The following is a 22,441-nucleotide window of genomic DNA, read 5'->3' on the forward strand; positions in this document are numbered from 1 at the left end:
GCGGGCGACGAAAGAGTGAGGGACGAATGAACCGCCACGTCAGCCGGCGGGAGGCGCTCGCGGGGATCGGTCTGGGGGCTCTGAGCGCCGGCTGTCTCGGTCGAACCCGCAACATCGCGGGGCGCAACAGGCCCTCCCAGCTCACGCTGCAGATCGACACGGCGCCGGCCGACAGGGACCCGAACGCGATCCGGATCGCCAGGCACCTCGCCGAGAACCTGAACGCCGTGGGGGTCGACGCCCGGATCAACACCCTGAGCCGGACCGACCTCTGGCGGAAGGTACTCATCAACCAGGGCTTCGACGTCTACGTCGGGCAGTTCCTGGAGTCGGAGCCGTTCGACCCGGACGCGATGTACGCGTTCACCCATTCGCGGTTCGTCGCCGAGGCCGGCCGCCAGAACCCGTTCGGATTTACCGACATCAACGGCGTCGACGACCAGCTCGAACGCCAGCGACGGGTCGAAGGGCGGGAGCGACGCGACGCGGTGGCCGAGCTCCAGCGCTCGCTCTGCGAGCTGCAGCCGTTCACCGTCGTCGCGTTTCCGGACCCGCTCAGCGCGGTCCGCGAGGATCGGTTCGAGGGGTGGACGAACCGACAGCCGCTGTCGCCCGGCGCGCTCCTGCGACTGGACCGCGCGGAGACGACGGACGGAACGGCTGACGACGGCGACGCCGGGACCGCCGAGAACGCCACCGCGGAGGAGGAGACCGCGGACGAGGAGACCGCCGACGGCGACGCCGTCCTTCGGCTCGTCACGACCGACGATCAGATCACGGAGAACTGGAACCCGATCGCGGCCGAGTACCGACGCGACGGGACCTTCACGTCGCTGCTGTACGACCAACTCGCGCTCGTCGACCGCGGGGAGGTCATCCCCTGGCTCGCGTCGGGCTGGGAACGGGTCGACGAGGAGACGGTCGTCGTCGACCTCCGAGACGCCCGGTGGCACGACGGCGAGCCGGTGACCGCGGGCGACGTGGCGTTCACCTACGAGTTCCTCCGCGACACCTCGATGGGGTCCCTCGATACGGAGGTTCCGACGCCGCGGTTCCGCGGCCGGAGCTCGGTCGTCCGGTCGGCGACGGTCGTCGGCGACGGGCGGGTCGAGCTCGCGATCGACGACGTGAACGACGCGGTCGCGGTCCGGGCGCTCCAGGTCCCGATCCTGCCGGAACACGTCTGGTCGGAGCGGACCGACGTCGCGACGATCGCCGGCTTCGAGTTCGACGTGGAGACGACCGAGGCGGTGGTGTCGAACAACGGGGACCCGGTCGGGAGCGGGCCGATACGGTTCGCCGAGGCGACGGCGGAGGAATCGGTCGTCTTCGATCGGAACCCGGACCACTTCCTCGCCCGCGCGGACTCGACGCGGGACGAGGCCGATCCCGCGGCGGGAGTCCCGGAGCGGTTCCGCGGGAAGCCGGCGTTCGAGCGCCTGCGGATCGAGGTGTCGCCGTCGGACATCGCCGCGGTGGCGGCGGTCGGCGACGGGCTCGCGGACGCGACCGTTTCGAACCTCGGCCCGGACGCGGTGCCTCGGATCGGGCGGGACGCCGACACGCGGCTCGTGACCGGGCTCTCCGGCGGGTTCTACCACGTGGGATACAACGCGCGGCGGGCACCCCTGTCGAACCCGCGCTTCCGGGCCGTGATCGCGTCGCTGATCGACAAGGAGACGCTGATCGACGAGGCGTTCGACGGGTACGCCCGACCGGCGGCGTCGCCGCTCGCGGCCTCCTCCGAGTGGGTGCCGACCGATCTCTCGTGGGACGACAGGGAGACGGATCCCGTGTACCCGTTCGTCGGGGAGTCGGGGTCTATCGACACCGACGAGGCGAAGGAGCTGTTCCGCGACGCGGGGTACCGGTTCGACGAGGGAGGACGCCTGCTGTCCAGGGGGGAATGACCTGGCTCGCGTCGGTCCTCGGCTCGCTCGCGCTGTGGGTGGGCGGCGGGATACTCGTCGCCGCGGCGGTAATAATCGGGCCGAGTCGAATCCGTGGGCTTCGGGACGACGTCGCGTCGCGCCTGTCGGACGCGCGGCGGGAGTTCGCCGCGCTCTGCGCGGTGCTGCTCGCGAGCGCGGTCGGCCGGAGCTCGCTCCAGACGGTCTCGGAGCTGTTCGGGCTGCGACTGACGGGACTGATCTACGCGGTCGAGGGGGACTTCGTTGAGTGGATACAGCAGACGTACGCCACGCCCGAGCTGACGATGTACTTCTCGTCGGTGTACGTGTACGGATACGCGTTCCTGCTCTCGTTCCCCTTCCTCGCGTACATCGCGCTTCCGCGGACGAAGACGCTGCGGCGGCTGCTCGTCGCGTACGCCCTCAACTACGCGATCGGGCTCGCGCTCTACACGGTCGTGTTCGCGCACGGCCCGCGGAATCTGGATGTCGGGACGTCGCTGCTTTTCACGTACAACCCCGAGTTCACGGCGCTGACGAGCGAGGTGAACGAGGCCGCGAACGTCTTTCCCTCGCTTCACACGTCGCTGTCGGTGACCGTCGCGGCGTTCGCCGTCATGACGCGCGATGAGTACCCGCTGTGGACGCCGGTCGCCGTGTGGATCTCGACGTCGGTGGTGATCGCGACGATGTACCTCGGGATACACTGGCTCACCGACGTGATCGGCGGGATCGCGCTCGCGCTCGGCTCCGTCTACCTCTCGTGCCGGATCGTCGGCGAGGAGGAGGAGGCCGACGGCGAGATCAGCGGCGACACCGCCGCCGTCGACGCGTAGCTCAGGCGCCCTCGACGAGCCGTTCGAGCTGTTCCGGCGGCACCGCGCCGCGGGCCGCGTGCCCGTCGAAGGCGAACGTCGGCACGCCGGTGATCCCCCGCTGCCGCGCCGCGTCGAACAGCTCGGTCACGCGCTCGCGGAGGTCGTCGTCGCCGAGCGCGACGTCGACGACCTCGGCGTCGAGCCCCTCGACGTCCTCCGCGATGTCGACGAGCACCTCGCGGTCGCCGATGTCGCGCCCCTCCCGCCACAGCGCCGCGAACACCGCGTCGTCGAAGGCGGGCCACGCCTCGGGGGCGGTCTCTTTCACGTGCACGGAGACGAGCTGGGCGGGCAGCGAGTCGACGTCGGTCGCGATCTCCTGAGCCATGTCGACGCCGTACTGCTCCTGGAGCCGCCGGACGTTCTCGCGGGCCTGCGCGTAGTACTCGTCGCCCTTCCCGTCGTCGACCTCGTGGTCGACGGTGCCGTCGGGGTTCCGCTTGCCGGCACGGAGGTCGAACGGGTGCCAGTCGACCGCGAGCGGCTCCTCGCGCGTCTCCCGGTACTCGGCGAGCGACCGCCGCCCGAGGTAGCAGAACGGGCAGACGTAGTCGGAGTAGACGGTGATCGACTCGGTCGGGTCGTCGGCCGGATCGCCGCCGGCCGCGTCGTCGGAGTGAGCGTTCGACATACCCCCGGTTCGACGGCGAACGGCAAAGGGCGTTCGGCGGCGGCGATCGCCACGACTTAATATTACCAAGTGGTACAACCAGTATATGGCACGCGATCGCGACCCCGTCTCCCCGCCGGTCGCGCTGACGATCGCCGGCAGCGACGCCGGCGGCGGGGCGGGGATCCAGGCGGACCTGAAAGCGATGACGGCCCACGGCGTCTTCGGGACCGCGGTCGTGACGGCCACGACGGCGCAGAACACCCGGGGCGTCGAGGACGTCCACGCCGTTCCGGCCGACCACGTGGCGAGCCAGTACGACGCCGTGATCGAGGACTTCGACGTCGGCGCGGTGAAGACGGGGATGCTGGCCACGGCGCCGATCGTCGAGACCGCGGCCGGGCTGCTCGCCCGCTGTTCGGCCCCGGTCGTCGTCGACCCGGTGATGGTCGCGGCGACCGGCGACCGGCTGCTCTCGCCGGCCGCCGAGGAGGCCTACGAGGGGGTTATCGAGCGCGCGACGCTCGTCACCCCGAACGCCGACGAGGCGGCGGTCCTCGTCGACGAGCCGGTCGAGACGCCGGCGGACGCCGAGGCGGCCGGGCGGGAGCTCGTCGCCCGCGGGGCCGGCGCCGCGCTCGTGAAGGGCGGACACCTGAGCGGTGACGGCGATCGGGTCGTCGACACGCTCGTGATCGGCGGCCGAGGGGAGGGTGACGAGGCGGGCGACGGCGACGAGGCGGGCGACGACGAGGCGGGGACCGACCCGACCGTCGTCCGCATCGAGAACCCCCGCGTGGCGACCGACGCGACGCACGGCTCCGGCTGCGCGCTGTCGAGCGCGATCGCGGCCCGGCTGGCGCGCGGCGAACCCCTGCGCGGGGCCGTCGCGGACGCGGTCGACGAGATGGGAACGGCGATCCGCCGCGGCTACGACGTGGGCGACGGGCCGGGCGCGGTGAACCCGACGGCGTTCGACGACGGTCGGTGAGTCGAACGCGCCGTCGACGGTCGACCGGAGGCGCTCAGATGAAGTTGAGCGGGAGCATCAGCACGACGCCGAGCGCGATCCCGCCCGCGAGCACGGGCTTCCCGCCGCGGGGGAGCGCCGCGCCGGTCTCGAGCGCCTCCGGGATGAACTCGGTGGCGACGAGGTAGATCATCGCGCCGGCGGCGAAGCCGAAGCCGTACGGGAGGAACTCGCGGGCGTACCGGACGAACGCGAAGGCGAGGACCGCGCCGATCGGTTGCGGGAGGCTGGAGAACACCGACCACCAGACCATCTTCCACTTCGAGACGCCCATCGCCCGCAGCGGGATCGAGATCGCGGTCCCCTCGGGGACGTTGTGGATCGAGATCGCGACCGTCATGAACACGGCGAGCAGCGGGACGGCGAAGCCGAACAGCGAGGCCCCGCCCGCCAGCCCGAGGTCCGCGAACGAGACGCCGACGGCGACCCCCTCGGGGAAGCTGTGGACGGTCAGCACGCCGAGGATCAACACGAGCTTCTTGAAGTCCGCCTCCTCGTACTCTCGCGGGTCGATGTCGGCGTCCAACAGCACGTCGTGCGCGACGACGACCAGGACGACGCCCGCGGCCAGGCCGATCCCGATCTCGACCGGCGTCCCCTCGGCGAGCCCCTCCCGGACGAGCCCGAACAGCGACGCGGAGAGCATGATCCCCGAGGAGAACCCCCACAGCGCCACGTTCCCTCGGTCGCTGATCGAGTCGAAAAAGAAGAACGGCAGCGCGCCGATCCCGGTCGCGAGGGCCGTGATCAGCCCGGCGACGAATACGAACGCGAACGCGTCGAGCGCGACCATGCGTTTGCGGAGAGCTTCGTCAGTCCGGTACATAACCCCGCCGACGAAACCCGGAGTCCGGGAGCGTTCATCCGATACCGCGAACGAGACCGGCGAGCAGCAGGATCAGGAACAGCGCGAGGAACAACAGCAGCACCCCGAGCTTCGTCCCGGGCGGAGGCCGGCGAGCGCACGCCCCACCGCCGCGTTTCGGTTCGGACCCCCGCAGCCCGATCAGCGAACTCACGCTCACACCCCGGTCGGAGCGAACGCTGCGGCGTCAGAACCGGTCGTTTCAGACCCCTTCTCCGCAGGATCCGGAACGTTCCGCTTGAACGTCGGTTCGTCTCCCGTCGGCGCGGGCTCATCGTCCGTCTTCGGCTCGTCGTCCGTCTTCGGCTCGTCGTCCGGCGCGAGCTCATCGTCCGTCTTCGGCTCGTCGTCCGGCGCGAGCTCATCGTCCGGACCCGATTCGGTCTCGGGCAGCGCAGTTTCGTTGCCCGAATCCGAAACGTTCCCCGAGTTCGAGGAGGTCTCGTTGCCCGGCGGCACCGAGACGGTCTCGTGAGCCGACGCGTTCGCGTTCACCGAGTTCTCCGTCGAGTTGTCCACGGGCACGGTCGTGGTCGACCCGTTCTCCACCGAGAGCGCCGACGTCCCGAGATCGCCGTCCGGCGACGCTTCGATCGGGGCGAACTCCCCGACCGTTTCGAACGTCGTCGTCACGGTCGCGTTCGACGTGAGCACGGCGAGCGTGAGGCCGCCGCCGAAGGCGACTCCCCACACCAGCACCGCGACGGCGACGAGGCCGACGAGGCCGCGGTTCACGGCCATCAGTCCACCTCCCCGGCGCGGTCCGGCTGTGACGGTGGGGTCGTCGACGGCGACTGACGCGCCCCGGACCCGTCCGTCACTGCCACCGATCCCGACGGATCGACCGGGTCAGTCGTTCCGTCGTCGCCCTCCGCTCCGCGCTCGGCCCCCTCCGCTCCGCTCTCGGCGCTCGCCACGTAGTCGTCATCCGCCCCGTCGTCCGCGGTATCGCCGCTCTCCGCGCGGTCGCTCGCCGTGTCGTCGTCCGCCGCCTCAGCGCTCGGTCGGTTCCGGTCGAGGACGCCGCTTGCCGGCACCCACGTCGCGAGCGCGCCGAGCAGCAGCGTCGCCGCCGCGACCGCGACCGCGATGGCCGCGGCGGTGCGGAGCTGGACCGCGACGTAGGTCGCGTACGGCGCGAACACCAGCAACACCGCCGCCGCCCCGCCGACCGCGTCGACGGAGACTCCCGTGGAACCGGTCGCGGCGGTCTCTGCGGGCGTCACGTCGGTTTCGGCGGTCTCGACGCCTGCCGCGTCGGTCCCGGCGGACGCCGCGGTGACGGGCGCCGCGGTCGCGTCCGCGTCGACGACTCCGTCGGCCGTCGCGTCAGGCGAGTCCGGCGCGTCAGGCGAGTCCGGCGCGTCCGACCCCCCGTCCGCCTCCTCGCGGCCGCGAACGATCGACCAGACCTCGGTGACCGCGAGCAGGCCGAACGGGAGCAGCACCAGCGCGACGAATCCGGCCTGCGTGCCCGCGAACTGGATCACGTACCCGATGTACGGGATCGTCAGCGCGACCACGCCGACGAGGTTCCCGGCGGGGACGAGCCCCGGGTCCGGCCCCTCGTTCGCGTCGCCCATCGTCTCGAAGGCGAGGGTCCCGCCCTCGCCGACGACGTCGATCACGCGGTGCGTCACCGGCACCTCGCTCGTGCCGCGCATGAACGTGATCACGTCGCCGTCGACGACCGTCGTCGGGTCGCGATCGGCGACGATCACCACGTCGCCCGGCGCGATGGCGGGCGTCATGCTCGCCGTGAGCACGACGAAGCTCTCGTCGGCGCCGACGATCTCGGGCGCGGCGTACACCGCGAACGGCGCGACGAGCGCGATCAGTAGGGCGATCCCGAGTACGTTCGCCGCGCGTTTCGTCCGTGGTGATGTGAGTAGTTGTGTCATCAGTTCGCCTCCGTGCCGCATATCGGTCTCTCGTCAGTGGTCGTTCCGCCCGCGATCTCGAACTCGTCGTCGGGTCCGAACCGCATCCCGACCGCGAGCAGCTCCGAGCAGCTCACGTGGATCGGGGTCGTCGCTCCGCCCTCGACCCGTATCTCGACCTCCGGACCGAGTCTGTCCGTCTGGCCGCCGCCGTTTCCGTTGCCGTTGTTCCCGCTCCGAGTCACGTCGCTCCCGTCGAGGGTGAACACGTCTCCGTTGGCGACCGTGCCCTCGAAGAGCGTCCCGCCGGTGCCCCCCTTCGTCGAGACGACGGTGACCGACGGCTCGTCGTCGCCGCGGTAGCGGACGTCGAGCGTCGCGAGCGAGGCGTTCTCGTCGTCGCAGACGACGCAGTCGACCGTCTCGTCCTCGTCGGGGTCGTCGCCGTCGCCCGAATCGGAACAGACGAAGACGACGATGTTGCTGATCCCGTGTCGCTTGTCCTTGTCGGGTTTCAGGGGCGCGAACAAGATCTCGTCCGTCTCCGAAGAGGCCGGATCGATCTCGTAGGACTCGGTCTCTTGCCCGCCCTTGATCTCGACCTTACACATGTCCGGTCCGGGGTTCCCGTCGGCGTCTTGGAGGGTGAACTCGACGCCGACCGTCTCGGCGTTGCCCCCCTCGTCTTTCGTCTCGACCGCGGTGATAGCGATCTCGTGACCGTCCGCGCCCGCGGGGAGTTCGATCAGCGAGAGCGTGTCCCCGACCGCGACCGGCGAGTCGCCGAATTCCGCCTTCCCGAACTCGACGCACTCGGGGCAGTTGTCACCCGGCTCCTCACAGACCCGGTCGGCGAAGGGGTTCGACCCCGCCGCGTCCGCCTCGGAGACGTGGCGACACTGCTCGGCGTACAGCCGGAACGAGAGTGAAGTGTTTTGTCCAGACAGCGAATCCGGCGCGTCGACGGGGAGCTCCGCGAAGACCTCGACCTCGATCGGACTTTCGGGATCGAGACAGCCGGTGTCGATCCGTTCGCCGTCGACGAGTTCGGCAGCGACCGTGGCGAACGGGCGGAACCCGCCCGTGATCGAACTCCCGTCCACGCGGACGTCGACTTCGAGGGCGTCCGAAAGGTCGTCGTTGACCGTGGGACACTTCGCCGCGAGCCAGACCCTGGCGGGGTTCGTCCGAACTTCGACATTAAACGAGTCGGAGGCCCTCTTGTCCGGGCCGCGTCCAATTCCCGACACGTCGACTGCGAAGGTCCCGTCGGAGATCGCGGTGTCCACGACCAGCTCGACCTCGCCGGCGCCGAAGGCGTTGCCCGGGAACGTCTCGCGGTCCGAGAGGTACGCGCCGGTCCCGAGGCCGCTCGCCATCCCGACGGCGCCGACGCCGCCGATGCTCGCGAGGAGCCGGCGCCGGCTCAGGCGGCTCGGGCGCCGTCCCGCGTCGTTTCCGGGGGTCATAGTGGCCCCTCACTGGTGTCTCCGGTCGTCTCGTTCTGGTCGAAGGGGTTCCCCTCGGAGCCGCACTCGTCGGCGGCGAACCGCACGTCGAAGTCGACGGCACCGCCCTGTCCGGCGTTACCGTCCTCCCCGTCGAACTCCCAGGTGAAGGTCAGACAGCGGCGCTCCTCGGTCGTGAGACAACCGTTCCCGAGCAGCGTGGGATCGAGTTCGATCCCCGTCGCCACCGGGTCGGCGTTGAGTTCCGCGAGCGTGCCGGCGGCGATCAGCTCGCCGTAGCCGGCGAAGTCGCTCTCGGCGCCCGCGCACGCGCCGACCCCGAGGAGGCCGGTGTCGTACCGGACCTCCAGCCGGATGCGGTCGGCGAGCGCGCGGTCGACCGCGCTCACGTCGGGGCCGTCGAGGGCCGGGCCGATCTTCAGCCACACCCGGACGCCGTCGGGCGCTACGCCCGCGGGGTCCTCCAAGCGGAGGCCCACGCTCGCGGTCCCGGTGTCGTGGGGCAGGGCGTTGTCGACGTCGACGAGACGGATTCCGGCCGCCTCGACGTCGTCTTCGGCGTCCGTCGGGCTCGAATCGACGACCATCCCGTTCTCGGTCCGCCGCCAGCCGACGAGCAGGTCCCACGGCTGGTCGGTCTGCGCGTAGGTGTAGTCCGTATACTCACCCCAGCTGTCTGTTCCCGTTCGCCGTCCGGAGGCGGCCCCGAGGGTCGCGAAGCCGACGGCTCCGACGCCCGCGAGTGCCTCCCGCCGCGTGAGTTTCGATTCCTTTTGTGTCATTATTCGTCGTTGCGGCTCCGAACGGCCGTGTCGTCGATGGTTCTCCTACGCTGACCGCGCTGGTATGTATGCGCGCCCTACCCGGGCGGACCGACGGCCGTACCTGCGCGGTACGGGCCTCATACCGGTCTGATCGCATCGAAGCGAACGGCGGTCGTTCGTCCCGGCCGCGATCGGATCAGGCCGACTGGGGTCCCGCCCCGTCGTTGTGGCGCGCCTGCTCGGTGTAGAAGCCGAGGTCGAAGCCGAGCGTGTCGCCCTGGACCTCGTTGCCCACGTCGAACGGCAGTTCCCATTCGAGCGCGACGCAGTGCATCACGCCGTCGCCCGCGAACGGCTCGCGGTTTGCGTCGGCGGGGTCGTCGTCGAACTCGTCGTACGGCGTCGACCGGTTCCCGTCGAGCGGAATCCCGTCGCCGTCCTCGAGCGCGTCGAGCACGTCCGCGAGGGAGCCGTCCATGATGACCTTCTCCTGTCCGGTCTGCGCCGCGAGGTTCCCGAACACCGATGGGATGTTGAGCGGATCGCTGACGTCGTTGAAGAACGTCGGGTCGCCGCCCGACCCGCCGGCCGGACCCGCCATCGCCTGTAGCGTGGCGGCGCTGCCGTCGACGTTGATCGTGTAGACGTCGGTTTCGACTGAAGGCGGCGACGGGGGAATCTCTCCGCCCGGCCCTAAGCGCGCGCTGGTCGCAGCATCTTCCGGAGAGGCGAACGAAGAGCCACCGGAGCCGTTGAACGACTCACCGTCGGAGAGGACGATGTTGCGCTTTTCCGCGCCACTCCGGCCGCTGTCGGTGAGTTCTTCCTGCGCGACATCGACGCCTGCGCCAATGTACGTCCCGGTCGCGATGTTGCTCGCGTTGGAGAACGGGTCCGGATCCCCCTCGTTGACGTTCGGGTCGTTCGTCGGACCGCTCACGACGTTCGCGAGCTTCTGACGGAGCCCGGTGAGCGCCGCGTCAACGTCGTCGAGGGCGACCGTCAGAGGCTCAAGTAGTCCCACGCGCGGGTTCCCGTCGTTATCGCCGTCGAAGTACGCGACGCCGACCTGAACGTCCGAGCCCTGCGACTGGAGGTAGCTGACGAACTGGCGGGTGCCGAGCTCGACGAGGTCGATCTTCGTCGTCTCGGAGTAGGTGGTCCCGCCGACGGTGATGTCGTCGTCGCTGACGACGCCGCCGTACTGGTCGTACAGCATCGAGCCCGAGAAGTCGAGCGTGAGCATGATGTCGACCGGCTCCGCGCCGTCGTACACGTTGTCGCAGTCCTCGTCGTACCAGAGCGTCGCCTGGATGGCGTCGCCGAGGTCGCCGAGGTTATCGGGGTCGACGATTAGTTCGGGCTCGGTTTCGGTGCCGCCGTCGTCGCTGACGTTGCCCGCCTGCATCCAGATGTAACCGGGGTTGTCACAGAGGTGCAGCGAGAAGGTGATCTCGCCGGAGTCGCCGGGCTTCACGTCGGTGAGCTGGACGAGCTTGTCCATCTCCTCACCAGTGACGGGGTCGATGTTGAACTTCGCCTCCGACAGCGGCGGGATGTTCTCGCAGTCCAGAACGGGGATGTTCGCTCCGTTGCTGTCATCGTCGGTCTCGTCCGGGAAGTCGCTGTACCTGATCTGGCCGGCGTCGTTGTCGGCGGCGATCGACTGCTCGCCGTCGCCGTCGTGGTCGGGGTGCGCGCTGACGAAGTGGCGGCCCTCGCCGAAGTCGTACGTCTGCTGCCAGTCGACCAAGAGGTCGAGCTGGCCGGCGGTGAGCGTGTTGCCGTCGAACGACTCGGTGTCGTTGAAGTACGCCGTGGTGCCTAAGCCCGCGCCCGCCGACGCCAGCCCGACCGCGCCGAGGCCGGCGAGGATCGAGCGCCGCGAGAGTCCGATCGTGTCGATGTTGTCTTTATCTTCCATGAGTGTAATTCCCCGTAGGGAAGTCCCACCGGCGGAGTCGAACCGCCGTTCCGGCCGCCCGCGCGGGTCCGGTGTGGGTGATGGGGGAGCGCCCCCCCCCGCCGCGGCGCGTTCGCCTACGCGTCGATCACCTCGACGTACACCGCGGGGTTCTCGTCCGAGGCGCTCGGGTCGTTGTCCAGGCCCTCGAACGCCACGTCCGCGGTCAGTTCCCAGTCGGCGCTGGCGTCAACGTCCTCGATCAGCAGGGAGACGGTCTCTGCGCCGTCGGCTTCGACCGCGTCGGGGCCGCTCGGGGCGCTCCCGTTGACCCGGACGTTCGAGACGCTCGCGAGGTGGCTCGCGTCGTCGCCGCGCGCGACGATGGAGATCACGTCGCCGGCGGCGTTGCTGACGGCGTAGCTGACGTCAGCGGTGGTACCGTTCGCGATTTCGAGGGTCGCTTCGCCGGTGTCGGCGTCGTACGCGACCGTCAGCTCGCCGTCGAAGCTGCTGCCGCCGAAGTCGTAGTCAGCGGTGTCGGCGTTCGTGTTGTCGTCGCCCACGATCAGCTCGAAGGTGTTGGAGCCGCCGTTGCGCGCCTTGGAGGCCCACAGTACGTCGGCGTCATCGTAGTCTAACTTGCCGAAGCCCTCGACCTCGCGGGAGGTGATGCAGGGGTTGTGCGTCCCGTCGTTGTGACGCGACTGCACCGCGTAGAACTCGAAGTCAAACTCGACGGAGTCGCTCTGGATCTCGTTGCCGACCTCGAAGGGAACCTCCCACTCGAAGCAGACGCACTGCTCGGCGATCACCGGCTCGTTGTCGTCGTCGAAGGGCGCAGCCACGCCCTCGAACGCGGGGCGGTCCGCGATAGGCGCGTCCGCGTCTCCGTCGCCCGACAGCGGTACGCCGTTGTCGAGCGCGCTCATCACGTCCGCGAGCGAGCCGGAGACGATCTCCTCGCCATCATCCTCGTCGCCGTCGGTGCAGTACGAGACGGTCACCTGCATCGCGTCGGCGAGTTCGCCCACGTCAGTGCTTTCGTCGCCCGAATCCATCTCGGGCTCATTCTGCCCGTTCTCGTCGTTTGCGGTCACCTCGCCGCACATCCACATGTACGCGGGGTTGTCGACGATCGAGAAACAGAACTCGCCCTCACCGGAGTCGCCGGGTTTCAGGTCGGAGACCTGAATGCTCAGACCCTCGCCCTCCTGCGTGACGATTTCGCCGTCGTCAAGCTGCCCCACGACGTTGCCGTTGATGAAGCTTCCCGGGGGCGTCGAGTACTGCGCGTAACTGCCCTGATCCTCAGAGTAGTCGACGTGGACGAACAGGTCGAGCGAGCCGGCCGTCAGCGTGTTGCCGTTGAATGACTCCGTGTCGTTGAAGTACGCCGTGGTGCCGAGGCCCGCGCCAGCGGAGGCCACGCCCACCGCACCGAGTCCGACCAGCATCTTGCGCCGCGATAGTCCGATTTTGTCGTCGTTCATTGTGTATCATCCCCGAAGGGAACTCCCGGCGGCGGTCGCGAACCGCCGCGTCGGCCGCCCGAAGGCGCCGAACCGGGAACCGGGCGAGCGTCGCCCGGGGGAGCGGGTGTCCCGCTCGGAGTCGCGTGTCTACTGGGACACGTTTCCGGTGCTGGTGCTGTTCGCCTGCGTCCCGTTGAACGTCACCTGCGGGTCGCCGTTGTGCCGGAACTGCTCGGCGTAGAAGCCGAGGTCGAAGGCCACGGAGTCGGTCTGGACCTCGTTGCCGACCTCGGCCGGCAGGCACCACTCGAAGCCGATACATTGGGTGAGGCCGCCCTCGTAGGGCTGTCGACCCTCGACAGACCGGTTACCGTCGAGCGCGATTCCCGCTTCTAGCTCCGCCATCGCGTCCGCGAGCGAACCCTCGAAGATGATCTCCTCGCCGACCGTGATCGTCTCGGCGACCTGACCGAACACCTGCTCGATCGCGTCGTCGTCGGTGGCGAAGAACACGTAGTCCTCCGGCGGTACGCTGGCGAGGTCTTCGAGGTCATCGAAGCTCGCGTTGCCGACGCCGATCGCGTAGATATCGGTTCCGGCGTCTTTTGCGGCCTGGCCGTCGGTGTTGATATCGCCGTCGCCGAACACGACCATCACGCGTTCGTCGGGGGGGCAGTTCTCGAGTTCGGCCTGTCCTTCGTCCACGCCGGCTTGGGCGTTGGTACCGCCACCGTCGTTCAGTCCGTTAATCGCGTCTTCGACGGCGTCGAACTCGTCCGTCAGCGTCTGAACGGTGTCCGCGCTGCTGTCGAACTCGGTGACCCCAACTAAGTTGTCGGGGTTCGCGTCGAGGACTGTCTGTGCGAGCTGTATGGCACCGCTTTTGGTGTTGTCGAGGCGGCTGCCGCCCATCGACCCGGACGTGTCGATCACGAGCTGAACGCACACCGAATCTCCTGCTTCCTCGGCGTCGGCGTCCAGGACGTTGTTACAGTTCTCGTCGTACCACATCGTCACGTCGATGGCGTCGGCGAGTTGACCCTCGCCGTCGGAGTCGTCCGTATCCAGTCCCATCTCCGCGAGCGCCTCCAGCTCGGGCTCCGAGTACCCGTTCTGGGCGTTCTCGGTGAGCTCGCCGTTCATCCACACCCACGAGGGGTTGTCACAGATGTGGAGGCTGATCGTCACCTCGCCGCAGTCGCCGGGCTTCACGTCATCGAGGACGAAGACCGGAATCTCGTCGCCGTTGACCAGTCCCACGTCGGGCAGACAGAAGTCGCGCGTCTGGACTTCGTCCTCCCAAGCGTCAGGCTCGTCGATGCTCGGGGCCTCGCCGATGAGGTAGACCCCCTCTTCCTCCTCGACGACGTCGAAGTCCGGATACCAGCCGTTGATCTCGTCGATGCGCCCGGTCCCGCCCGCGTACGTTGCGCGGTAGTCCAGCTTCAGGTCGAGCTCGCCCGCGGTGAGCGTGTTGCCCTGGAACGTCTCCGTGTCGTTGAAGTACGCCGTGGTACCGAGTCCCGCGCCCGCGGAGGCCACGCCGACGGCCCCGAGGCCGGCGAGCAGCTTGCGCCGCGAGAGTCCGATTGTGTCGTTTGTGTCTTGGCTCATGCTTTCTCCCCCGACTCGCCCCCCGTCCGCGCTGGGCTGACCGAATCGGTTACTCTCCCCTCCGAGGGATACCCACCTAGTTACGCGCAGCCACGTCACCGTCGAACGATCTGTTCGATTCCGTGGAACGGTCGGTTCGCGCGGTCAAACGCCGCGTTCGATCGGCGGTTCGACGTCCCTACTCTGGGCAAAAACGGCGACATGAACCCCGTACTTCGACCGCGGCGGGCGGTACGGGACGCCTGCCGCACCGGACCCGAAGCCGAGGGCGATCGGAGCGAGGGCGCGGGGCTCGCGGGGACGCGGGCTATCGGTTTCGAGGGCCCGAATCCCGGGTCGAGGTACCACGAAACACGATCCGAATGCGGGTAGCGAGCGCATACATATCCCCTCAACGGAAGATGTAGTGCCAACGACCGATCTCCGTGCCGCGCGGAGCGTCGGACCCTCACTCATGAAACTCAGAACCGACGTCCTTCCGGCAGAACAGGTGTACGCCATTCTCGCGAACGAGCGCCGTCGGCGCGCCCTCGAACAGCTCGGGAGCGTCGGCGGCGTGGTGACGGTTCACGAGCTGTCGACGCTGGTGGCGGGCCGCGAGACGGGCGAGAGCCCGCCGCCGAAGCGGTGCCGCGAGAGCGTGTACACCTCGCTCGTCCAGACGCACCTGCCGAAGCTGGAGGAGGTCGGCGTGGTCGAGTACGACCGGGAGACGCAGACGATCGAGCTCTCGCGGCACGCGCGGGACGTGTCTCTGTACACGGAGATCGTCGCGAAAGGCGGCGTGACGTGGTCGGAGCTGTACCGCGCGCTCGGCGTCGCGTCGCTGACCGTCGTCCTCGCGGCGCTGCTCGGCGTCCCGCTCGTCTCCGCGGTCGACCCGGTCCTCTGGACGAGCCTCTCGCTCGGCGCGTTCGCCCTCACGGGCGCGTACCAGCTGTGGGTCAACCGCTTCTCCGTGCTCCGGCAGTTCCGGATCGGACGCAACGGCCTGCTGTCGCGGCGCCGGAGCTGAGACGAACGACGAATTCTGCGACCGTACCGATTCTATTTATAAACAAACGAACGCCGCGGTCGGCGCGCGCCGGCGAGCGACCGCCCTCGGTGGCCGCGAGTCGCACACGCGAGGGAGTCGGTGGTCCGGAGCAACGCGGAGGACCACCGACGAGGCTGGGGAGGTGAGAGGTGCGGTGCTGTGTGGGTGGGGCTCAAAGGGGCAGCCGTGAGGGGCGCGGAGGCGAAGCCAAGCACCGCAAGGAGGGAGCGAAGCGACTAACTGAGGAGCGCAGCGAGCGTGCGTGCCCCTCACGGCTGGGGCTTTGGAGGTGTTCACCGCCGATCCGCCGTCAACCATTTATAAGCGAGCGGCTGGAGCTTCTGCAGAATTCACCACGAAGCGACCGGTCACGACGTCTTATTCGGTCGCGAGCGACGGCGGTAGGTCCAGCTCGAACAGCCGCGCGTTGCAGGCGGCACAGCGCCCGGCGATCACGTCGTAGCTCGTACAGCAGGACTCGACGACGCGCTCCTCGAGATCCACGTGGCCCTCGCAGGCGGGGCACTCCTCGACGAACAGTCGGAGCGCGCCGAGCACGCCGCTCCGGGTCGCGAGCGGGAGGGCCGTCCAGTCGTCGAGCCGGTCGGTCAGCACGCGGTCGGCGGCGACGTCGGCGAGGAACGCGGCGCGGGACTCCCAGTGACCGATGCGCTCGCCGTCGGCGGAGGCGAAGGCGGTCCCGCCGCGCCAGTCGAGCGAGAGCGAGTCGTCGTCGACGTCGGCGAGCGACGCGAGCGCCGCCAGGTCCGCGTCGACGTCGGAGTCGCTGCGAGCGTCGTCCCCCTCGGCACCGGCCTCGGCGGCAGCACTCGCGTCGATGTGCATCCCGTCGAGGGCGGCGCGCCACGTGGACGCGAACCACGGGGCGAACGCGAGGTCGGCCCCGTCGGGCGTCTCGACGAGGACCTCGGTCGACAGCAGGTACGACTCCGCGTCGACGTCGGTCGGCGGGGCGGCCGCCCTCCCCTTCCCGAAGAGCCGCAGGACGCGCTCGGGGAGGTACCGCTTGGTGAGTTCGGGCGTCCCCGGGACGAGGTAGCCGCGGAGCCAGATCGCCGCGAGGGAGGCGGCTAGGGCGAGCGCGGCGAGCCCCGGGCGACCGACGACCGCGAGCGCGGCGGCGACCGCGACCGCGACGGCGACGTTGACCGCGGTACAGGGGAGACAGCGGTTTTCGCCGGTGTACTCCGGGCGGCGAAGCCGGGCGAGGCGACCGAGACGGGTGTCGCGAGTGGGCGTCATGCCTAGACTGAGGCGCCGATCGGTCGTATGTATGGACGCCATACCGCCCGTCGCGAAAGGGCGGACGAACCGAACCAGACCAGAACCGGAGGCGAGTTACCAACAGGAAGAGATATGTTAGTTGGTGACAGTCACCAGTCAGAGATACTCTTCGAGAGATTAATGTCATCCCAACTCACCAAGCAGAAGGATGCGGCCCCGAGCGAGGGCACCGGGCCGTCGCGCGACGAGATATTCACGGCGTTGAGCAACCGCCGACGGCGGAACGTGATCGCCTATCTGAGAGAGCACGGGAACGACGCTCGCGTGAGAGACATCGCCGAGCAGCTGGCGGCGTGGGAGAACGAACTCGCGGTCAACGAGGTCACGTACAAACAGCGGAAGCGCGTCTACACCGCGCTCCACCAGTCGCACCTCCCGAAGCTGGCCGAGAACGGGTTCATCGCGTACGAGCCGGACAGGGGGATCGTCTCCCTCACCGAGCAGAGTCGACAGTTGGAGGTGTACCTCGAAGTCGTCTCCGAGAACGAGATCCTGTGGAGCGAGTACTACGTGGGCCTCGGCGTCGCCTGCGGGCTGCTCGCCGGGGCCGCGGCGATCGGGACCGTCCCGTTCGCCGACGTGTCGGGGTACGCGTACGCGGTCCTCTTCGCGGTGCTCTTCGCCGTCTCCGGCCTGATACACCGGACGGTGACGCGTCGCAACCGGGTCGGGTAGCGTCGCCGCTCGGCGCGACACCCGTAGGGTTTTAGCCGCCCACGGCGGGAGTACGGGTATATGGCAACGGGGATCGTCGGGGAGTTCCTCGATCTCAAGGCGGAGACGGACGCGGACCTCCTCGCGATGCAGTGCGGCGACTTCTACGAGTTCTTCGCGGACGACGCGGAGCTGGTCGCCGACGAGCTCGACCTGACGGTGTCACAGAAGTCCTCGCACGGCTCGTCGTACCCGATGGCGGGCGTCCCGCTCTCGGAGCTGACGCCCTACGTGAAGGCGCTCGTCGAGCGCGGCTACCGGGTCGCCGTCGCCGACCAGTACGAGACGGACGACGGCCACGCCCGCGAGATCACGCGGGTCGTCACGCCCGGGACCCTGCTGGAGACCGCCGACGACGACGCGCGGTACCTCGCGGCGGTCGTCCGCGAGGGCGACGGCGGCGGGGCGTCGGCCGCGGGGGAGACGAGCGACGAAGCTGACGGCCCCTACGGGCTCGCGCTCGCCGACGTCACCACGGGCCGATTCCTCGTCACCGAGGTCGACGACGAGAGCGACCTCCGGGCGGAGCTGTACCGGTTCGATCCCGCGGAGGTGCTCCCCGGCCCCCGCGTCCGCAACGACGACCGGCTGCTCGGCGCGGTCAGGGAGGACCTCTCCGGGTCGGTCTCGCTGTTCGACGCGGAGGCGTTCGCGCCGGGGCGGGCGAAGCACGCGGTCCGCGAGCAGTTCGGCCGGGAGACCGCCGACAGCGTCGGGATCGACTCCGACCTCGCGCTGCGCGCGGCCGGCGCGACCCTCGGCTACGTCGAGGAGACGGGCGCCGGCGTGCTCGCGTCGATGACCCGGCTCACGGCGTACGGCGACGGCGACCACGTCGACGTCGACGCGACGACCCAGCGCAACCTCGAACTCACGGAGACGATGCGCGGCGATGGGGAGGGGTCGCTGTTCGAGACGATCGACCACACCGTCACCGCGGCCGGCGGGCGGCTCCTCCGGGAGTGGCTCACCCGACCGCGCCGGGACCGGGCGCGGCTGGACCGCCGGCTCGACGCGGTCGAGGCGCTGGCGTCGGCCGCCCTCGCGCGCGACCGCCTCCGCGAGACGCTCGGGGAGGCGTACGACCTCGAACGGCTCGCCGCGCGGGCGACGAGTGGGAGCGCGGGCGCACGCGAACTCCTCTCGATGCGCGACACCCTCGCGCTGGTGCCGGCGATGGTCGACGCCGTCGAGGGGACCGCGCTCGCGGACTCGCCGGTCGCGGCGGTTCTGGAGGGCCTCGACCGCGACCGCGCCCGTGCGCTCCACGGCGAGCTCGCCGACGCGCTCGCGGACGACCCGCCGGAGGCGAAGACGCAGGGCGGGCTCCTCCGAGAGGGGTACGACGACGAGCTCGACGAGCTGATCGCGAGCCATGAGGAGGCCAAAGAGTGGCTCGACACCCTCGCGGAGCGGGAGAAGCGGCGGCACGGCCTCAGCCACGTCACGGTCGACCGCAACAAGACGGACGGCTACTACATCCAGGTCGGCAAATCGGTGGCCGACCAGGTGCCCGAGGGGTACCGGGAGATCAAGACGCTGAAGAACTCCAAGCGGTTCGTCACCGACGAGCTGGCGGAGCGGGAACGGGAGGTGCTCCGCTTGGAGGAGGCCCGCGGCGAGCTGGAGTACGAGCTGTTCGAGGAGCTGCGCGAGCGCGTCGCCGGCGACGCCGAGCTGCTGCAGGACGTCGGGCGGGCCCTCGCCGAGGTCGACGCGCTCGCGTCGCTCGCGACCCACGCCGCCGGCAACGACTGGACGCGCCCGGAGCTGACGGACGAGCGCCGGCTCGACGTGGAGGCCGGGCGCCACCCCGTCGTCGAGCGGGCGACGGACTTCGTGCCGAACGACCTCCGGCTCGACGACGAGCGGGGCTTCCTGATCGTCACCGGGCCGAACATGAGCGGGAAGTCGACGTACATGCGGCAGGCGGCCCTGATCCAGCTGCTCGCGCAGGCGGGGTCGTTCGTCCCCGCGCGGGCGGCCACGGTCGGGCTCGTCGACGGGATCTACACCCGCGTCGGCGCGCTCGACGAGCTGGCGCAGGGGCGCTCGACGTTCATGGTCGAGATGCAGGAGCTGTCGAACATCCTCCACTCGGCGACCGCCGACTCCCTCGTCATCCTCGACGAGGTCGGCCGCGGGACCGCCACCTACGACGGGATCTCCATCGCGTGGGCCGCGACCGAGTACCTCCACAACGAGGTGCGCGCGCGCACCCTCTTCGCCACGCACTACCACGAGCTGACGACGCTCGCCGATCACCTCCCCCGGGTCGCCAACGTCCACGTCGCCGTCGACGAGCGGGACGGCGAGGTGACGTTCCTCCGGACGGTCCGCGACGGCCCGACGAACCGGTCGTACGGAGTTCACGTCGCCGACCTCGCCGGGGTCCCCGAGCCGGTCGTCGGGCGCGCCGACGAGGTGCTCGACCGGCTCCGCGAGGAGAAGGCGATCGAGGCGAAGGGGTCGCGGGGCGGAGTCGGCGGGCGGGCAGACGGACCCGGAAGCGGCGGCATGGGGGACGGAGCCGGGGCCGGCGAGGGGACGAAGCAGGTCGTCTTCGACCTCTCGTCCGGGTCGTTCGCGGACGAGGGCGGCGCCGGGTCGACCGGGACGGCCGCCGACGCCTCCGCCCCCGAAGAGGGCCGAAACGGAACGGGCCGGGAGCGGGCGTCGGACGACGCCGGAGGTGACGACGGGTCCGCCGGACGCCCCAAGACCGACGAATCCGCCGAACGCCCCGAGGGCGCCGAGAGCGCGGGGGCGGCGGGGGCCGACCGGCTCGACCCCGAGACCCGCGCCGTGATCGAGGAGCTGAGCGACGTCGACGTCGCGGAGACCGCGCCCGTGGAGCTGCTCGCGCGCGTGAAAGAGTGGCAGGATCGGCTCGACGAGAGCCGCTGACGACCCGCGGACCGGGTGCGTCTGACGTAAGAACTAATGTCCGACCTCGACGTGTAGTGTGTATGGGCATCATGAGCAAGATCCTCGGCGGGGGCGGCAACCGCTCCGTCGACGATTACGTCGAGCTCAACCTCGACGACTTCGCCGAGGCGCACGCCGAGACGGGGATGCAGGTACACATCGCGGAGATCGGTGACCAGGGCGACGTCATCCCGATCAAAGACGCCGTCTACGACGGCGATTTCGTCATCGCCGACATCACTCGTCACTCGACGTCGGACCGCACGATCGAACACATCATCGACGAGCTTCGCCAGGTCGCTCAAGAGGTCGACGGCGACATCGTGCAGAAGGGCGACGACCAGATCGTGGTCACGCCGACGGGCGTCTCGATCTCCCGGAAGAAGCTGTAACCGGGATTCGTCTCGGTCTCTGACTCTCTTCGGATATCTCGCCGCGGGCGCACGGTCCCCGCGATCCGCCGGTGCGTGGCCGAACCGTGTATTATATGCCCGTCTCCCGCCCACGTACGACCGAATGGACGAGCCGGTCCTGCTGACGGGCGCCGGCGGACGGGTGGGGCAGGCCATCCTCCGCGGCATCGGGGACGACTACGAGTGGCGACTCCTCGACAGGGAGCCGCTCCCGGCGGCGAAGGTGCCGGACGGGGTCACCGACGCCGACCGGTACGTCGCGGACATCACCGACGAGCGGGCGGTCCGGGAGGCCATGGAGGGCGTCGCCGCCGTGATCCACCTCGCCGGCGACCCGCGGAAGACGGCGCCGTGGGACTCCGTGCTCCGCAACAACATCGACGGGACGCAGGTCGTGATGCGCGCGGCCGTCGACGAGGGCGTCGACAAGTTCGCGTTCGCCTCCTCGAACCACGCCGTCGGCGGCTACGAGACCGACGACCGGACCCCGGACCTGTACCGCACGGACGACGACTACCGGCTGGACGGCACCGAGCTCCCCCGGCCCGGGAACCTCTACGGCGTCTCGAAGGCGACCGGCGAGGCGCTCGGGCGCCTCTACCACGACGAACACGGGATGAGCGTCGTCTGCGTCCGCATCGGGAACCTCACGAAGGACCACCCGCCGCGGGAGTACGAGCGCGGGCAGGCGATGTGGCTCTCGCACCGCGACTGCGCGCACCTGTTCGACCGGTGTCTGCGGGCCGACTACGGCTACGAGGTCGTCTACGGCATCTCGAACAACGACCGGCGCTACTACTCGATCGAGCGCGCCCGCGAGGCGCTCGGCTACGACCCCGCCGACAACTCCGCGGACTACACCTTCGAGGGCGAGCCGAAGGACGGGGCCGCGGAGTCGGACGGGGGCGACCCCGGCGATGGGATCGGTCCCGACGGCGGGGCCGACCCCGCGGTCACCGGGAAGCCGAACTTCCCCTCGGACCCGGACACGCCGACCGACGGCGCCTAACCGAGTTCAAATTTAAAAGAGGTCGTCGACGTCGCGACGCTTCCGCTCCGCCAGTTCCACGTGGTCCGCGAGCCGCGCGGCCACCTGCGGCCGGGCGTCGGGCTCGCGGAGGAACGCGAAGAGGAGCTCCGCGAACCGCGTCCGCCCGGTGCCGCGCTCCTCGCGCGCCAGCGCCGCGGCCGCCTCGAACGTCCCCGGGTCGCCGTGGTCGACCGCCTCGGCGAGCGGGGGCGCCGCGAGCAGCGCGGCCGCGAGGTCCAAGTCCGCGAACCTCGGCACCGCGTCGCCGACCCGGATCGGCGGCGGCTCGCGGCGCTCGACCGTCTCCGGGTCGGTCGCGAGCCGTCGGCACCACTCCCGGACGGTCGCGACGTCGACGCCGCGAGTTCCGCCGCCGTCGCCGCGGGCCGCCTCCGCGTCGAGTCCGTCGAGGTACCGGACCGCGTTGGCGGCGCACCCGGTCGCGCCGGACCAGTTCCGCTCGCTCGCGTGGTGAGTGGCCGCCGCGGCCGCGATCAGCCCGTGGAGCAGGCGCTCGTCGTCGCCCTCGTCGAGCGGGAGCCACGCTGCCTCCCACGGGTCGTGCGCCGCGAGCGTGTGCCCCTCGTTAAATAGGGCGGCGCCGGCGGCGACGGCGG

At 69.9% G+C, this 22,441-nt stretch carries 20 protein-coding genes; 8 read left to right on the plus strand and 12 right to left on the minus strand.

Annotated features, from left to right (window positions below):
* The first annotated feature begins 26 nt into the window (after positions 1-26).
* Together DJ74_RS14225 and DJ74_RS14230 are read left to right on the plus strand one after the other, a co-directional pair.
* The gene (locus tag DJ74_RS14225) at positions 27-1,910 is read left to right on the plus strand and encodes an ABC transporter substrate-binding protein (RefSeq protein WP_094527664.1); all 1,884 of its coding nucleotides are present in this window, start codon (positions 27-29) and stop codon (positions 1,908-1,910) included.
* Positions 1,907-2,746 (plus strand): phosphatase PAP2 family protein, encoded by an 840-nt coding sequence (locus DJ74_RS14230; RefSeq protein WP_094527665.1) that lies wholly within the window; start codon positions 1,907-1,909, stop codon positions 2,744-2,746. The genes DJ74_RS14225 and DJ74_RS14230 overlap by 4 nt, the downstream gene beginning before the upstream one ends.
* Before the next feature lies 1 nt (position 2,747).
* On the opposite strand, the gene DJ74_RS14235 is transcribed toward DJ74_RS14230, so the two are convergent.
* Entirely contained in the window at positions 2,748-3,419 is a 672-nt protein-coding gene (locus tag DJ74_RS14235; RefSeq protein ID WP_094527666.1) for a DsbA family protein, read from the minus strand.
* Positions 3,420-3,504: 85 nt separating this feature from the next.
* Between DJ74_RS14235 and thiD the strand changes: the two genes are divergently transcribed.
* A complete protein-coding gene (gene thiD / locus DJ74_RS14240; RefSeq protein WP_094527667.1) occupies positions 3,505-4,389 on the plus strand; it encodes a bifunctional hydroxymethylpyrimidine kinase/phosphomethylpyrimidine kinase in 885 nt (294 codons plus the stop codon).
* 34 nt (positions 4,390-4,423) lie between these two features.
* Here the strand turns inward: thiD and DJ74_RS14245 are convergent, their stop codons facing one another.
* The 9 genes from DJ74_RS14245 to DJ74_RS14280 form a co-directional block, all read right to left on the minus strand.
* On the minus strand, positions 4,424-5,221 hold the full coding sequence (locus DJ74_RS14245; RefSeq protein ID WP_094525427.1) for a ZIP family metal transporter: 798 nt from the start codon (positions 5,219-5,221) through the stop codon (positions 4,424-4,426).
* A 67-nt stretch (positions 5,222-5,288) separates the two neighbouring features.
* Positions 5,289-5,447 (minus strand): hypothetical protein, encoded by a 159-nt coding sequence (locus tag DJ74_RS19275; protein ID WP_158217299.1) that lies wholly within the window; start codon positions 5,445-5,447, stop codon positions 5,289-5,291.
* A 2-nt stretch (positions 5,448-5,449) separates the two neighbouring features.
* Positions 5,450-6,034 carry a hypothetical protein gene (locus DJ74_RS14250; protein ID WP_094527668.1) on the minus strand — a complete coding sequence of 195 codons (585 nt, stop codon included), beginning with the start codon at positions 6,032-6,034 and terminating at the stop codon, positions 5,450-5,452.
* On the minus strand, positions 6,034-7,194 hold the full coding sequence (locus DJ74_RS14255) for a signal peptidase I (RefSeq protein ID WP_094527669.1): 1,161 nt from the start codon (positions 7,192-7,194) through the stop codon (positions 6,034-6,036). Before DJ74_RS14255 ends, DJ74_RS14250 begins: the two co-directional genes overlap by 1 nt.
* Positions 7,194-8,642, minus strand: a complete 1,449-nt coding sequence (locus tag DJ74_RS14260) for a SipW-dependent-type signal peptide-containing protein (protein ID WP_094527670.1) — start codon at positions 8,640-8,642, stop codon at positions 7,194-7,196. Before DJ74_RS14260 ends, DJ74_RS14255 begins: the two co-directional genes overlap by 1 nt.
* The gene (locus tag DJ74_RS14265) at positions 8,639-9,424 is read right to left on the minus strand and encodes a hypothetical protein (RefSeq protein ID WP_094527671.1); all 786 of its coding nucleotides are present in this window, start codon (positions 9,422-9,424) and stop codon (positions 8,639-8,641) included. The genes DJ74_RS14260 and DJ74_RS14265 overlap by 4 nt, the downstream gene beginning before the upstream one ends.
* 178 nt (positions 9,425-9,602) lie before the next feature.
* Positions 9,603-11,330, minus strand: a complete 1,728-nt coding sequence (locus DJ74_RS14270) for a SipW-dependent-type signal peptide and vWA domain-containing protein (RefSeq protein WP_094527672.1) — start codon at positions 11,328-11,330, stop codon at positions 9,603-9,605.
* Positions 11,331-11,446: 116 nt separating this feature from the next.
* Complete coding sequence (locus DJ74_RS14275; RefSeq protein ID WP_094527673.1) at positions 11,447-12,802, minus strand: SipW-dependent-type signal peptide-containing protein; 1,356 nt, start codon at positions 12,800-12,802, stop codon at positions 11,447-11,449.
* A 129-nt stretch (positions 12,803-12,931) separates the two neighbouring features.
* Positions 12,932-14,398 (minus strand): VWA domain-containing protein, encoded by a 1,467-nt coding sequence (locus DJ74_RS14280; protein WP_094527674.1) that lies wholly within the window; start codon positions 14,396-14,398, stop codon positions 12,932-12,934.
* A gap of 454 nt (positions 14,399-14,852) precedes the next feature.
* Here DJ74_RS14280 and DJ74_RS14285 point away from each other — a divergent pair, with 454 nt between their 5' ends.
* A complete protein-coding gene (locus DJ74_RS14285; protein WP_094527675.1) occupies positions 14,853-15,413 on the plus strand; it encodes a hypothetical protein in 561 nt (186 codons plus the stop codon).
* Between the two features lie 399 nt (positions 15,414-15,812).
* Here the strand turns inward: DJ74_RS14285 and DJ74_RS14290 are convergent, their stop codons facing one another.
* Complete coding sequence (locus tag DJ74_RS14290; protein ID WP_094527676.1) at positions 15,813-16,697, minus strand: hypothetical protein; 885 nt, start codon at positions 16,695-16,697, stop codon at positions 15,813-15,815.
* A gap of 162 nt (positions 16,698-16,859) precedes the next feature.
* On the opposite strand from DJ74_RS14290, the gene DJ74_RS14295 reads away from it, so the two are divergent.
* From DJ74_RS14295 to azf, 4 genes are all read left to right on the plus strand, one after another.
* Entirely contained in the window at positions 16,860-17,414 is a 555-nt protein-coding gene (locus DJ74_RS14295; RefSeq protein ID WP_094527677.1) for a hypothetical protein, read from the plus strand.
* A 60-nt stretch (positions 17,415-17,474) separates the two neighbouring features.
* Positions 17,475-20,360 carry a DNA mismatch repair protein MutS gene (gene mutS / locus DJ74_RS14300; protein WP_094527678.1) on the plus strand — a complete coding sequence of 962 codons (2,886 nt, stop codon included), beginning with the start codon at positions 17,475-17,477 and terminating at the stop codon, positions 20,358-20,360.
* A gap of 62 nt (positions 20,361-20,422) precedes the next feature.
* Entirely contained in the window at positions 20,423-20,773 is a 351-nt protein-coding gene (gene sepF / locus DJ74_RS14305) for a cell division protein SepF (RefSeq protein ID WP_094525416.1), read from the plus strand.
* A 124-nt stretch (positions 20,774-20,897) separates the two neighbouring features.
* The gene (gene azf, locus DJ74_RS14310) at positions 20,898-21,803 is read left to right on the plus strand and encodes an NAD-dependent glucose-6-phosphate dehydrogenase Azf (RefSeq protein ID WP_094527679.1); all 906 of its coding nucleotides are present in this window, start codon (positions 20,898-20,900) and stop codon (positions 21,801-21,803) included.
* Positions 21,804-21,815: 12 nt separating this feature from the next.
* Here azf and DJ74_RS14315 read toward each other — a convergent pair.
* Positions 21,816-22,441 (minus strand): DUF309 domain-containing protein (locus tag DJ74_RS14315; protein WP_094527680.1); only part of this gene is annotated, 626 nt, incomplete at its 5' end.

It is taken from the genome of Halorubrum sp. Ea8, from assembly GCF_002252925.1.
Lineage (GTDB): Archaea > Halobacteriota > Halobacteria > Halobacteriales > Haloferacaceae > Halorubrum.